Here is a 12,784-nt window from a genome sequence, read left to right as displayed (position 1 = left end):
ATGGAGTGGATTATTTGTCAATACTGAACAAAATTGAAGAAAATGGTGCAATAGAAATTATCTTTTCAAAACATTAATAGCACAAATCAATCATTTAATATTAAAAAAAGTATAAAATGTTCAAAAAGTGAATTGTTGAAAATTGGAAATGCCTAATCCTGAACGTTCTTCGTCCCGATTTTTTTTCTGTAATCGCGTGGCGTCAGTCCCAATTTGGCTTTAAAAAGACGCGAAAAATAGTTGGGGGATTCAAATCCCAGTCCAAAGGAGATTTCTGCAATTGAGGTCTCAAAAATGGCCAGTCTCACCTTAGCTTCATCCAAGAAGTGCTCTATAACAATATCCTTGGGGGATTTACCGGACACTTCCCTACAGATTCTATTGAGGTGTCCTGCAGATATGGACAACTGTTCCGCATACCCTTCAATAGGATATTTAAAATTGTTCATCTCGCTGATGAGCTGTAAAAACCTTCGATAATAGATATTGTATGCATTGTCTGAAGAAATAATCGTTAGTTTCCCTTTTTTGGGAATACGGTACAGTCGGATCAAGAGCATGCCAACGAGATATTCGAGGGCAAAATCCTTTCCTGGAAGATCATTGTTGAACTCGTTGATACACTTGTGCATGGTGGTGTACAAATGTTCAAAAAGCAGGTCCTCAAAATCGAACTTGGCAATGGTAATGGTCTCGATATCAAAAATGATATCGGTATCCAAGGCCAACATACGTTCTATGGCCATATCCGAAAGAGTAATTACCCAACCTTTGATTTCCTCCTTTACCAACATGCCATGCAATACGTTTCTAGGAATGGCAAAAAAACTGGTTCCATTGATCTCGATGGTCTCGTCATTAACGGAGAGCAATAGGGAGCCCTCCTCCAGTAAAAAAACTTGGAAAAGATTGCCGTGTACATGGTTTTTTATAACGCCATGATACCGTTGAAGAACACTCTCCAAAGTGGTCACATGTATTATTTCACGGATAAACTCAATGGAATCTTCCCCATAAATCCCGTCATAAAAAAGTTTTTTTTTCACTGCTGTACATTAAAAAGATTGATGCTGGGAATTGACCCCAAATATAAAGTCTGCATTTATTTAATATACATTACATAGCCCATATTTTAAAAACTACAAAGGGATGAGCAATCGTTTTTCCGAATCCACACTTCATCAATTTCTGTACAATGTCTGTGCAATAATCTAAGCCCATTTTGACAGAGCTATTTTTTTGTGTGACTCAACCCTGTTTCAACTACTGGGGTTTCTAACCTAGGTTGCCTTGACTTGGTCACATCCACAAAGGTTGGGTTCGAGAGAGTTCTTGGGAAGGATAGTCAGGTTTTCCCATGGACAGTCCCTGACACTGTTTGAGTTCATTCAACAGCAAAGGGCATTCACCACCCCATTTGCCTTATCTTTTCCAAAAATAATAACCCCATTGTTGGATTCACGGACATTTACATTCAAGGTTTCGGTAATATAAAAAAATTAACAATATGGTAAACCGACCCAAGGCAACCCAACGCTCAAATACCCATCATATTTCTAAAAAAATAGAATGGTCGCAAAAATTTTGCCCCTATTTATGGTTCTCTTTGTTACATCCTGTTCCAACGACGATAATTTGTCAACCTGGGACAGCCTATCCGGAACTTGGCAATTGGAATACTATGATGATTTAGACGAAGGTACTCTTTCCGTGCCAAAGGAAGAAACGACTGTACTTACGTTCGCAAACGGAACCTTGGCAGGAAAGATCGGGTTCAATACCATAGCCGGTGGCTCATATGCCCTTGAGAACAAAATACTGATCCTCAGTTATGGCATCACTAAAGTGGGCGGTTCCCTATGGGAGGTCAGGTTCCGGGAGTCCTTGGTCGATCTTTACACAGAAAGGGCATTTCACATCCCCATTTCACTATCCGAGGACGAACTTATCTTTCATTACGGGACACAAAGCACCATGCATTTTCGCAAAAAGGATTAAATATAATACCTATGGGTTCAAGAGCACTACACATAAAGGAGAAAAGAATACTGATGTATCCCATCTTACTTTGTTTGTTGGCCGTCATACTTTTTTCTTGCTCTGGTTCCGACGCACTGGATAACGGGATACTCCTGTATTGGCAAGAGACCAAATGTAATGATCCTTGGGGTACCAAGGAAAGTGATGACGAAAATACAGTTCGTGAGGCCTTAACGGGATATCTTTTCGATAATGGCATCGATGAATTTAGAATTTGGGAATTCGCATATATGTTGACCGACGGCATGGTCACATGTGATTCATGTGGATGCCCTTCGGGAACGGTCATCAGAGTGGAAGTTGACGAAACCTATGTTGAAAAAATGGAGAGGTTGGGTTTCAAGTACGGGTTGGCCGACTAATTGGATTTCATCAAAGATTGAGCAGCAATATATAGCTCCCTTTAACATAAAGACAACAACGTAGTAAAGAAATCAATGGATACAGTACAAAGACTTCTCTTTAAAAAACACCCTCCATGGCCACTGACATTCTTGATTTTTTCATGTAGTGGGCAATCCGATGAAGTTCCTGTCAAACTTTTAATGGACATCGAAGCATGTGAAGTATTGGAAGAAACAAACGACATTGTGGCAACCTTCACAGATGTTGAGGGAAAAGTCATCAGCCCAGATACTTTTGCTTGCCCAAACCTATATACACTCTCCGGTGGTCCAGAACATGAAAAAAGGGAACTGGAATATCTTTATGCTTGCAATCTCCCGGAAGAACTAAAAATAGACAGCCTTTCCGTTATTTTCAGCGGGTATCTTTTTGAGACGGATGAGCTTGCCAATGTCTACGCCCAAAGCTTTAAACTGACCGAAATAAAAATACGATGAAAAACAAAAAAAATACCTTATCCCTTTTTGCAACTTTAGTATTGGTCCTATTGTTCTCGTGCTCCAGTGACGATGGAAAAAACCAGGTTGACAATTTGATCGGTGTATGGCAGATGATTGAGCGACATGAAGGTGGGTCCCCAGAACCTTTTCAACGTGTAAAAAATGGAAAAACAATAGTCTTCAGTGAGGATGGAACCTTTACGGACAGTTTTTTGGAAAGCTGTCGGTATACTTATTCCTTACGTGATGACATTATAACCATTCAAAGCCCATGTGATCCGGAAAACAAACAATACCGGTTTGGTCTTGAAAATGGGCATTTGCGATTGACCGCCATCCCAAATACCTGTGATGAAGGTTGTTATGATATCTATAAAAGAATATGACACCGTTCATTTGAGCCCTTGCCATTCACCGCTTCCCTTTTTGGGAATGAAACAGAGTCCCTTTCGCAGATATTCTTTCTTTTCCTGATCAGTCCCACAAAGGAAAGCTTTCCAAATCATGGATTTTCTTTCAAAAGGGTCACTCCGGTAACTTTATAGAATTGCTCAGGTAAAAAATCCGCCGTACAAAACGTAATACCCCCATTCGATGGCTCCATATCAAATTTGATTTCCGTTCCTTTTATCTTGAATTCCTCAGGTAATGAAGCCGTAATAATGAAATCCGAATGTTCAAGTTCCAGGTCTTTGACCGAAATCCCATAGGCCAAGCCATCCCCCGTATTACAAGAAACAGTTCCCAACACGGTTCCCGTCCTGTTTCTTTCAACAACACCTTCATTTTCATCATTGGAACACGACACCATCCATAGACAACCCATAATCCCTAGGTAGGAAATCAAAAAAAATGACTTTTTCATGATACTAAGGGTTTTCCATAAAACGCCCTTGGCAAGAGTGGTTGCTTGTTGCACTGTCACAAAATTGTTATTGAACGTATTCCGCTTTCCTTCTCCGTATACTTCCTACTTGGGCATTGGATAACCGGTCCGCAAACCAAGCAATTTTTAAATGGTAGGTGAAAGTTTCTTTTTTTACGTTTCCTATTCTTTGGGCCAATACAAAGTCCAAGCAGCTCGCAGCATACAATACACCTACGAAGGTAAAATCCAGCCTGCCTGAAGCAGCCATCCAATCAAGTTTTTTGTTCGGGCTATTTGATCTATGGCAAGCCATAACTATCGTCCGGCAATCAATGTTCGGGGTCGAATGGCAGGTCAAAAATATCATTTGTCCTTTAATCCAGGGGTTGGCCATAACCCTCTTTTTTCATCACCACTGTACGATGTGGGAATGGAATCTCAACACCCTCTTTGTCAAAACGCTTCTTGATGCTTTCAAAAAGATCGCACCTCATGGAAAATGCCTCTTCATAGTTTTGCGCCCATACCCATGCCCGAAGCTTTATGGCCGAATCTCCCAAATTAATGACCTTGACCATCACCTTAGGCTTTCCACTATCAATATCGGTTTGGGATCTATGGTCCACTATGTGCGGATGTGACTCGCACTCCTCGCACATGATACGTTTGGCAAGATCAATGTCACTGTTGTAGGATATGCCGATTTCAATCCACTCACAGCATGTACTGTCGACCAAATCATAATTGACTATTTTCTCCTTGTTGATAATGGAATTCGGTATGACTATCATTTTGTTCTCATAATTTTGGATGATTGTGTGCCGAAGTGTAATATCCGTAACTTTTCCCACCATGGAGTTATCTATCTTCACAAGGTCCCCAATTTTGAAGGGCTTGAACAGGATGATGAAAATGCCCCCCACCAGATTTGCCAAGGCCTCTTGGGACGCCAACCCCGTTATGACGGTCACGATCCCTGCGCCGCCCAATGCCGTTTGAACGATCCCTCCAAACACAGGGAAGACCATAAGGATGAGTAGGGCACCTATGAAGTAAATCCCCAAAACGGCCAAGTACCTAAAGAATTTTTGGCTGGTATAATCCTGTTCCAGGATTTTTTTTTGTTTTATGGAATGGCGAAACCATAGATTGGTCCCAGTGGCGGAAATAATTGTCAAAACTGCAATTATACCGATATAAAACGCCAGATAGAACTTTTCAATGGCATCCCGATGGTATTCCTCATTGATAAAGAAAAGGCTTATGGCAATGATTCCCATAATGATCCAAGTCATTCTAAGTATCTTGACGATCGAATGGATTGCCGATATTCCCTCATCGGGGTATTTTTCCTTGATTTTTTTAATCATCCACCGACCAAACAGATTTGTCAAGAGAATAAGTATGGTTATGGCGGCCATCACTATGACCAACCATTCGAACATTTGTTTGTGTTTGGTGATAAAATCAATCATTCTTGGGGTATTTCCGACACCTATATTGGGTACTATCCTATTTCTAGTCGATGCAATTCATCCGTAAAGGAGCGGCTTTTCCAAATATCCAATATGATCGTGACTTATTCGTTGCCTAAACCAACAATGTCATCAATTTAAAGGAAGGCACAGCCACAAAACCCATCATATTTACTTTACACCAACGTTCCTCTTTTGATGTTACCAATATCTGCATTTTTTTCATCATTGCATAACATAAATTAGGGCATCAAAAGAAAGCACGAACATAGAAATTGAGCAAGTTACCCTATATGTAAACATTCTCCCGCCCTGTTTTTTGGCCCAGAAATAGTATTTGGAAAATTGACACAATTTCAATAAACACCAAAGCCTATAAAAATTGGCTCCTTGGATTGAACATCCCCCAATTTATTTTCTGCAATTATCTTAACCATTTTCCGTAACTTCAACATATGGATTGTATTCCCGATCCGATGGGAAAATACATTTGTCAAATATCAAAGAACCTACCATAATGCAAACTGGGCAGGAAAAACAAGAAACGATAAGTTTGGACAGTCCTTTCCAAAAGGGTATACCCAATCAAGAAATTGCATTGTACTATTAAATGATGTCCAAAACGAAACAGTATAAAAGAGTTGAATACCTTATAATCTAACCTAAAAACAAAATAGAAATGAACGATTTTATCGAAACAGAATTAAAATATTGGTATGTACCATTGATCCTAGGGATTTTATTTATCGGTCTTGGCATTTTAGTGTTCGCGACCCCCGAAGCCACCTTTTTGACCATTGCCGTTTTGTTCAGTATCGGTTTTGTGGTTTCTGGAATTGTGGAAGTGATGTTTTCCCTGTCCAATCGGGGAATCCTCAAAAATTGGGGGTGGCACCTTGTTGGCGGTATCATCACACTGATCTTGGGTATCTTGTTAAGCCTCAAGCCCGATTTTTCAGCATTGGTACTCTCCCTTTACATTGGGTTCTGGTTATTGTTTCGTTCCATAGTCTATACATCCTCTGCCTTTGAATTAAAAAGTGTAGGCATCAAAAATTGGGGGTGGATGTTTGCTTTTGGCATTATCGGCATCATTTTTTCATTCATATTGCTCTGGAACCCTCTCTTGATAGGAATCGGATTTGTTTTTTGGATTGGTTATGGATTGATCATCTTAGGAATCATCAACATCATTTTGGGCTTTTCAATCCGTAGGTTCAAAAAAGACGCTGAAGAGTTCATTGATGGCATGGAAGACCAAACCAATCGTTCTTAAGCTGGAATTGGCAAAGCTTTGTCCATATTTTGAATGTCCACCCAATAATTTATATATGGTCTTGGACCTAGTCTGGCCTTAGTACATAACAACAAGCAAACACATTAGGAGAATACCAATGACTGAGGACGACCACATATATCAAAAAATCAGGGAATAACAGACATGGTTTTAAGTTAAAAAAACGATTGGATTACTGGGATTTGGTCCTTTTGTCAATGATGGCCATAACGTAGGTAACCTTCCTGGGCCCGTCTTCTGGTCGATGGTATTGATCGATCATTTCAAGATAAGGGCATGCCGGAAAAGCTAAGTCTTTTAATCAAATATGTATTGACGATACTAATCGATTCATCTTCCGGATATGGGTTGCAGCGGGTCTATAGGGTCGGGTAATCTATATAACCCTTTTCATTTCCTCCAAAGAAAGTATTTTGGTCAGGATGATTTAACTCAGCATCCAACCTAAACCTCTTGGGCAAATCAGGATTTGCCAAAAACATGCTTCCGAATGAAATCAAATCTGCGATTCCTTTTTTTAATTCCATTTCGGCATTTTCTTTGGTATAAGAGGTATTTGCAATCAATTTTGTCTTTATCAAACTTCCCCACAGTTCAATTTCATCCTCTTGTGGGTAATGATCCAATAACGGAAACATGGGATTTTTCTTCATTATTTCCACAAAAGCAAAATCCAACGTATTGAGTTCATTCAATAAGTACATAAATGTTGCTTTCGGATCATCAAAAACCATATTCCCATAGGGATGCAAGGGAGAAATCTTGATCCCTACCCTATCTCTTCCAATAGTATGGACCACCTCTTTCATTACATCCAAAACGAACTGACACCTGTTTTCAATACTGCCCCCATATTCATCCTTTCTATGGTTGGCACTATCGGACAAGAACTGGTGGGGCAGGTAACCGTTTGCAGCATGTACCTCTACACCGTCAAAACCGGCTTCCATCGCATTTGATGCCGCTTTGCCATAATCATTGATAATTTCTTTTATCTCGGACAAGTCCAGGGCCCTTGGCACCTCATAATCTTTTAAACCTTGGGAGGTGAAGTGCTGCGCACCCCTGATTGCAATGGCGGAAGGGGCAACGGGCACAACTCCCTTCCTATCAACGGAATGACCTATACGACCCGTATGCCATAGTTGGGCCACTATTTTACCATCTGCCTGATGAACGGCTTTGGTCACTTTTTTCCAGGCATCTATTTGTGCTTGTGTATAGATTCCAGGTGTGAGGGGGCTTCCAATAGCACCTTCAGAAATATTGATGGCCTCGGTTATGATAAGGCCGGCTGTTGCCCTTTGCTTGTAATAGGTAACGGTCATATCATGAACAACTCCGTTTTCATCGGCCCTGTTTCTTGTCATTGCGGACATTACCATTCTATTCTTTAAGGATAGCCTACCCAATTGTGTCTGTTCCAATAATTTCATGTTCTTGAATATGATTTGGGATTAAACTGGAAGAGAGTGGTCAATTCCTGACTTGACCACCGTCAGCAACAATCGTTTGTCCGGTTACAAATGCCGAATCATCGGAACAGAGAAATGAGACGACCCCCACCAAGTCTTTCGGCTCAATAACCCTAGGTATGGCCTGCATGTTTGGGAGTGTCTCGAATATTTCCTCATTGACACCTTTCATGGTACTTGTATTCGTAAGGCCAGGAGCTATCACATTTACCGTGACACCATCCTTGCCCACCTCGCCTGCCAATGCACGTGTGAAGCCTATGATCCCTCCTTTACTGGCTATATAGGCCGTCATTTGTTGTGCATTCATAAAAAAAGTGGTGCTGGCCACATTTACTATACGTCCATACTGGTTTTGGACCATGATGGGTACAAAGGCTTTGCTCATTAAAAAGGTCCCATCCAAATTCACTCCTATCACTTTTCTCCATGTGTCAAAATCAGTTTCGGAAAATGGTTTCCAAGGATATATACCTGCATTATTGACCAAAACCTTAACATCACCCAAATTTTCAACAACGTCAGTGGCGAATTTTTCGGTACTTTCCGGGGAGGTCACGTCCACGATGGCCGAATAAAACTTTCTGCCCTCAGCTTCCACAAGCTTTTTGGTCTCTTAGGCCTCTGCGACATCCGCCACTGCGATATCAAAACCATCTTGGGCCAACCTCACGGCATAGGCTTGACCGATTCCATTTGCTGCCCCTGTAATAACAGCCGTTCCCTTATTTCCCATAATTTTTGTTTTTATGTTTTAATATTTATTGCCACTGTACATGCCTTCTTTAAAAATTTCACTGTTTTCATCGGTGACAAAGAGGACCAGCTCGGCATCTGTTTCCGCATAAATTACAGAAAGCTCGTCTGTTATGATTGCTGCCTCTTTTTTTATCAGAGGAACAGAGTCGTTCAATGTGATTTTTCCCTGAAAAACGTAGAGCACTGAAGTAAGACCCTCATTTTCCAATTGCGGAAAATCGATGCTGCTTCCTTCCAATAGCTTGGTATCGTACAACCATGTTCGGCTGCTAAATCTAAACTCCGTACCACCATTCGGAGCGCCCAGCAATCTCCATTGGTTTTCTGAATGAACGTGCTCCAAATCCCTAAAAAGCACCTCAGGCTTCAAATCCTTTTTGCCGGGGCGGATAAAAATCTGCAACCCTTCCAAAGGTTCTTCTTTCCCAAGGATTTTTTCCTCATGATAGAAGGATTTCCCAGCTTTCATGAACATCAGTCTATTCTTTGATATGTTTTCGGTATATCCTTCGGAATCTTTATGCTCAGAAATCCCACTTCTAAAATACGAAACGATTTCATCGTTGACATGTGGATGCATTTTGATAACCGTGTTTCCATGAAATTCCGGATGGTCGATCCTGCCAATACTTCCAATTCCGGTATCCACGGAGTTTGGCAAAGCCAAACCAGGATATAATATCTTAATGGGACCATCTCCCAAAAACTGTTCTTTTTTTATTTTATAAATCATCTCCTTTCGACTTCTAACAAAAATAAAGAACATTCAACTAATTTTGTTAGTATATTACAATAGAATAGTAGTTACAAAAAGAATAGTAGGTTTGATATGGATAAGAAAGAAGAAATAATGGAAGATTGTAAAAAAGCGAGGATGGCCATAAGGGATACTTTGGATGTGGTCGGGGGCAAGTGGAAACTTATATTGATTTCCATTATGCGTGAGGGGCCTGTAAGGTTCAACGAATTGTCGAAACTGGCAGAGATCTCACCTAGAATCCTATCCAAGGAATTGAAAGAGCTTGAGATGAACGACCTGGTCGAACGAAAAGTGATTGACACCCGCCCAATAAATGTAGAATATTCGCTGACCCCTTATTGTAAAACCCTGGACAGCGTCATTAATTCCATGTTGGATTGGGGCATTCAGCATAGAAAAAACATCCTTGCCAAATAGTGGTTTAATAACACACCCTAATTATATGGCAATGGTAGCCTTGCACAACATCGCCTATATTAAGACCTACGTGATCAAAGAATTTACACCCCACATTTTTCAAAAAATTAATTTGGCGGGAGGAGGCTGCTTCCAAATGTAATGTCACGAACTCATCCAAGCTTTCATAGTTCCTTAAAAGCTATCTTTTACTCCCATTTTTGTGTTTTTCTTTCACAAGTCTGCCCAGTGATTTAAAAAAGCCATTAAATGCCCAGAAAATCCCTAACTTCCACTTATATGAATAAAGTTTAATCTGTTTGTCAAAAAAATAAGTGTAGCAGCGAATGATAGGTTTTATCAACAAGTTTAAGGAATATAAAACTATGTCTCCTGAAATCGAGAAAGAACTTTTGTCCAAGATTAAGGTCCTCCACAAAAGAAAGGGGGATTTTTTATACCGGGAAAATCAATTTCCGAACAGTGTTTATCTGATAACAAAAGGATGCTTGAGGACATTTTACCATAAAAATGGGAAAGAGAAAAACACCATGTTCATTTTTGAAAATTTAATTTTTGGCTCGACCTCAAGTGTATTTTTGGAGCTACCTTCGATTGACAATGCACAGTTTTTGGAAGATTCGACAGTGGAATATGTTTACCATCCAGATTTGGTAGCCTTATATGATAAATACCCTGAAATGGAAACTTACAGAAGAAAAATAGCCGAGGAATACTGCATCTTTCTTGAAGAAAAAATAAGGCTTACGGAAAACACAGGGACGGACAAATACAAAATAATCGTGGATAGATTTCCGCAAATTATTCAAAGAGTAAGCCTTAAGGATATTGCAAGTCTTATGAATATTAGCCAGGAAACCTTAAGCAGGATAAGAAGCGACATTCGATTTTGACATATATCAAAAAATGGAGTTCTCATTTTATTTACATTTTATGAAAATTTTAAATAGAAAAAAATGAAAACAAAATCTAAATTACGTATTCCTCATCTGATAGATGCAGAACGAGACCTAGCTTGGAAACCTGGTTTAATGGCTAATTCCTTTTTTGCCATTGCTGATGTAGAAACGCAAGATGGCCGGAAGTTCAATATGCTTGTTCATCAACTTCAGTCTCCAGCCCCTGCAGATGACCCAGTGCAATTAGGAAGTATTTTTAACGTATTTGACATCACAAATGGCACATATAAAAGCTCCGAAGGTGTATATACGGAAGATGAAATACGATATGAAACTGACAGAATGTATGTAGAAACACCTAACAGTATAATAAGTGGGGATGTACATACCATGCACGTTTCAGCTAATAGTGATTGGGGATCTCTAGATTTAAATATGCAGTTTCCGGGGCAGGTAATGTACAACGCAGGAACCGGGGTGTTTGATTTTTTCGGAAATGTTCCTACAGGTCAGTATTCCATTGTCAATGGGTTATGCAGCGGTACGTTAACTTTAGAAGGCGAAGAGATAAAGTTTTTTGGGACAACGTGGTTTGACAGGCAATGGTCTTGGATTAAAGACCTTGATGGAAATAAAGAAACAATGGTGAAAAAAGAGGAATTTCAAGGACAGGATATGCACTGGACCTGGATGAACCTTACTTTGGATAATGGCCACGTAATGGGTTTATGGGATATCCACCTTTATGGAAATCACTCCAGTTTTGTAACCCTCGTTGAGCCGGACGGTTCTCATGTTGTTGCAAACATCAAACCTCTTGCCGAATTGGCCAGTGAGTATTGGATTAGCCCTAAAAAGCAACACTATCCCACAAACTGGATTGTGGATATACCTGAATTAGATGCCAAACTAACTGTTAAAGCTATTAAGAAAGAACAGGAAGTTGCTTCTAATATGCTCCCTAGGTATGAAGGTCTTGCTAACATTACCGGAACTTTCAGGGGAAAACCCGTAACGGGTCATAACCTGGTTGAAATGGTTGGAAATTGGAGCAAAGGATAACAAATTTTAATTTTGTCTTATAGTTGTCCGATAAACATTTGAAAGGCGCAGGATTTAAATCCTGCGCTTTTTCTTTCGGTATGCGGGGCTAAAACTTTTAAAAGCAAAAAGCCAGGAGTAAAGAAGGCGGCAAGAGTAATTTTTTAGCATATTGCCAATCTTTTGAACATCAGCCAAGAAACATTGAGCAGGATCAGGGGCAGCATCCGTTTTTGACTTATGTCAAAAAATGTGGCCCTAATGCTTTTTACTTTTAAAGTATAATCTTTAAAAGCAGTAAAAATGAAAACAGGTTCAAGAAAATTAAGTATCCCCCATTTGATAGACGCCGAACGTGATCTGGCCTTTAAACCCGAGATGGGCACCAATTCCTTCTTTGCCATTGCCGATGTCCAAACTGACCAGGGCCGCAAGTTCAATATTCTTATCCACCAACTCGAAGTACCGGCACCAGCTGGGGTTCCACGAAAATTTCTAAGTATTTTCAATGTGTTCGATATAGACAACGGCACCTTTAAAAGTGATGAGATCATACATTCGGAGGATGAGGTGACCTACGAAACCGACAGCATGTACATTGAAATGCCCAATAGCAAGATAAGTGGGAATTTGCACGCCATCAAGGCCTCTGCCAATTTCGACTGGGGCTCGGTGGAACTCGATATGCAGTTTCCCGGGGAGGTCATCTACAACGGAGGGACCGGGGTCTTCGATTTTGTGGGCAATATTCCCACAGGGCAATACTCCGTAACCAAAGGATTGGGCAGTGGCACTTTAAACTTCAACGGCGAGACACATAAGGTTTTTGGCAAAACATGGTATGACAGGCAATGGTTCTGGCGCCATGATTTCTTTGGAAACAAAGAAAAGCCAATGAAAGGAACCTT

15 protein-coding genes and 1 pseudogene are annotated in these 12,784 nt (G+C 40.3%); 9 read left to right on the top strand and 7 right to left on the bottom strand.

All coding sequences use genetic code 11. The features are described 5' to 3' along the window. Positions 1–152 precede the first annotated feature (152 nt). Entirely contained in the window at positions 153–1,046 is an 894-nt protein-coding gene (locus PY092_RS19700; RefSeq protein WP_275616854.1) for an AraC family transcriptional regulator, read from the bottom strand. Between the two features lie 523 nt (positions 1,047–1,569). On the opposite strand from PY092_RS19700, the gene PY092_RS16180 reads away from it, so the two are divergent. From PY092_RS16180 to PY092_RS16165, 4 genes are all read left to right on the top strand, one after another. Next, on the top strand, positions 1,570–1,998 hold the full coding sequence (locus PY092_RS16180; protein WP_275616853.1) for a hypothetical protein: 429 nt from the start codon (positions 1,570–1,572) through the stop codon (positions 1,996–1,998). 11 nt (positions 1,999–2,009) lie between these two features. Next, a complete protein-coding gene (locus PY092_RS16175) occupies positions 2,010–2,402 on the top strand; it encodes a hypothetical protein (RefSeq protein WP_275616852.1) in 393 nt (130 codons plus the stop codon). Positions 2,403–2,477: 75 nt separating this feature from the next. Next, positions 2,478–2,882: a hypothetical protein gene (locus PY092_RS16170; RefSeq protein WP_275616851.1), complete on the top strand. Its 405-nt coding sequence runs from the start codon at positions 2,478–2,480 to the stop codon at positions 2,880–2,882. Then, on the top strand, positions 2,879–3,271 hold the full coding sequence (locus PY092_RS16165) for a lipocalin-like domain-containing protein (protein WP_275616850.1): 393 nt from the start codon (positions 2,879–2,881) through the stop codon (positions 3,269–3,271). The genes PY092_RS16170 and PY092_RS16165 overlap by 4 nt, the downstream gene beginning before the upstream one ends. Before the next feature lie 116 nt (positions 3,272–3,387). Here the strand turns inward: PY092_RS16165 and PY092_RS16160 are convergent, their stop codons facing one another. The 3 genes from PY092_RS16160 to PY092_RS16150 all read right to left on the bottom strand — a co-directional run bounded on the left by PY092_RS16160 (position 3,388) and on the right by PY092_RS16150 (position 5,228). Further along, entirely contained in the window at positions 3,388–3,750 is a 363-nt protein-coding gene (locus PY092_RS16160) for a hypothetical protein (protein ID WP_275616849.1), read from the bottom strand. Positions 3,751–3,817: 67 nt separating this feature from the next. Then, positions 3,818–4,021 carry a hypothetical protein gene (locus tag PY092_RS16155; RefSeq protein WP_275616848.1) on the bottom strand — a complete coding sequence of 68 codons (204 nt, stop codon included), beginning with the start codon at positions 4,019–4,021 and terminating at the stop codon, positions 3,818–3,820. A 106-nt stretch (positions 4,022–4,127) separates the two neighbouring features. Then, positions 4,128–5,228 (bottom strand): mechanosensitive ion channel family protein, encoded by a 1,101-nt coding sequence (locus tag PY092_RS16150; protein WP_275616847.1) that lies wholly within the window; start codon positions 5,226–5,228, stop codon positions 4,128–4,130. Positions 5,229–5,907: 679 nt separating this feature from the next. On the opposite strand from PY092_RS16150, the gene PY092_RS16145 reads away from it, so the two are divergent. After that, positions 5,908–6,504 carry an HdeD family acid-resistance protein gene (locus PY092_RS16145; RefSeq protein ID WP_275616846.1) on the top strand — a complete coding sequence of 199 codons (597 nt, stop codon included), beginning with the start codon at positions 5,908–5,910 and terminating at the stop codon, positions 6,502–6,504. A 380-nt stretch (positions 6,505–6,884) separates the two neighbouring features. On the opposite strand, the gene PY092_RS16140 is transcribed toward PY092_RS16145, so the two are convergent. The 3 genes and pseudogenes from PY092_RS16140 to PY092_RS16130 all read right to left on the bottom strand — a co-directional run bounded on the left by PY092_RS16140 (position 6,885) and on the right by PY092_RS16130 (position 9,492). After that, entirely contained in the window at positions 6,885–7,961 is a 1,077-nt protein-coding gene (locus PY092_RS16140) for an alkene reductase (RefSeq protein ID WP_275616845.1), read from the bottom strand. A 40-nt stretch (positions 7,962–8,001) separates the two neighbouring features. Next, positions 8,002–8,736 (bottom strand): annotated as a pseudogene (locus PY092_RS16135) (SDR family NAD(P)-dependent oxidoreductase). An 18-nt stretch (positions 8,737–8,754) separates the two neighbouring features. Continuing rightward, positions 8,755–9,492 (bottom strand): pirin family protein, encoded by a 738-nt coding sequence (locus tag PY092_RS16130; RefSeq protein WP_275616844.1) that lies wholly within the window; start codon positions 9,490–9,492, stop codon positions 8,755–8,757. Positions 9,493–9,588: 96 nt separating this feature from the next. Here PY092_RS16130 and PY092_RS16125 point away from each other — a divergent pair, with 96 nt between their 5' ends. The 4 genes from PY092_RS16125 to PY092_RS16110 all read left to right on the top strand — a co-directional run. Beyond that, positions 9,589–9,936 carry a winged helix-turn-helix transcriptional regulator gene (locus PY092_RS16125; protein ID WP_275616843.1) on the top strand — a complete coding sequence of 116 codons (348 nt, stop codon included), beginning with the start codon at positions 9,589–9,591 and terminating at the stop codon, positions 9,934–9,936. Positions 9,937–10,301: 365 nt separating this feature from the next. Beyond that, on the top strand, positions 10,302–10,829 hold the full coding sequence (locus PY092_RS16120) for a Crp/Fnr family transcriptional regulator (protein ID WP_275616842.1): 528 nt from the start codon (positions 10,302–10,304) through the stop codon (positions 10,827–10,829). Between the two features lie 63 nt (positions 10,830–10,892). Further along, the gene (locus tag PY092_RS16115) at positions 10,893–11,897 is read left to right on the top strand and encodes a lipocalin family protein (protein WP_275616841.1); all 1,005 of its coding nucleotides are present in this window, start codon (positions 10,893–10,895) and stop codon (positions 11,895–11,897) included. Between the two features lie 282 nt (positions 11,898–12,179). Continuing rightward, the coding region (locus PY092_RS16110) for a lipocalin-like domain-containing protein (RefSeq protein ID WP_275616840.1) at positions 12,180–12,784 on the top strand (605 nt) is incomplete at its 3' end.

Source organism: Flagellimonas yonaguniensis (assembly GCF_029193885.1).
GTDB classification, from domain to species: Bacteria; Bacteroidota; Bacteroidia; order Flavobacteriales; family Flavobacteriaceae; genus Flagellimonas; species Flagellimonas yonaguniensis.
Note: the sequence above shows the minus strand (reverse complement) of the source record. Positions and strands in the feature narration are given on the sequence as shown.

Coding starts and splice junctions, on each gene's coding strand:
- PY092_RS16180 (WP_275616853.1), top strand. CDS start 1,570: ATGGTCGCAAAAATTTTGCCCCTATTTATGGTTCTCTTTGTTACATCC.
- PY092_RS16175 (WP_275616852.1), top strand. CDS start 2,010: ATGGGTTCAAGAGCACTACACATAAAGGAGAAAAGAATACTGATGTAT.
- PY092_RS16170 (WP_275616851.1), top strand. CDS start 2,478: ATGGATACAGTACAAAGACTTCTCTTTAAAAAACACCCTCCATGGCCA.
- PY092_RS16165 (WP_275616850.1), top strand. CDS start 2,879: ATGAAAAACAAAAAAAATACCTTATCCCTTTTTGCAACTTTAGTATTG.
- PY092_RS16160 (WP_275616849.1), bottom strand. CDS start 3,750: ATGAAAAAGTCATTTTTTTTGATTTCCTACCTAGGGATTATGGGTTGT.
- PY092_RS16155 (WP_275616848.1), bottom strand. CDS start 4,021: ATGGCTGCTTCAGGCAGGCTGGATTTTACCTTCGTAGGTGTATTGTAT.
- PY092_RS16150 (WP_275616847.1), bottom strand. CDS start 5,228: ATGATTGATTTTATCACCAAACACAAACAAATGTTCGAATGGTTGGTC.
- PY092_RS16145 (WP_275616846.1), top strand. CDS start 5,908: ATGAACGATTTTATCGAAACAGAATTAAAATATTGGTATGTACCATTG.
- PY092_RS16140 (WP_275616845.1), bottom strand. CDS start 7,961: ATGAAATTATTGGAACAGACACAATTGGGTAGGCTATCCTTAAAGAAT.
- PY092_RS16130 (WP_275616844.1), bottom strand. CDS start 9,492: ATGATTTATAAAATAAAAAAAGAACAGTTTTTGGGAGATGGTCCCATT.
- PY092_RS16125 (WP_275616843.1), top strand. CDS start 9,589: ATGGATAAGAAAGAAGAAATAATGGAAGATTGTAAAAAAGCGAGGATG.
- PY092_RS16120 (WP_275616842.1), top strand. CDS start 10,302: ATGTCTCCTGAAATCGAGAAAGAACTTTTGTCCAAGATTAAGGTCCTC.
- PY092_RS16115 (WP_275616841.1), top strand. CDS start 10,893: ATGAAAACAAAATCTAAATTACGTATTCCTCATCTGATAGATGCAGAA.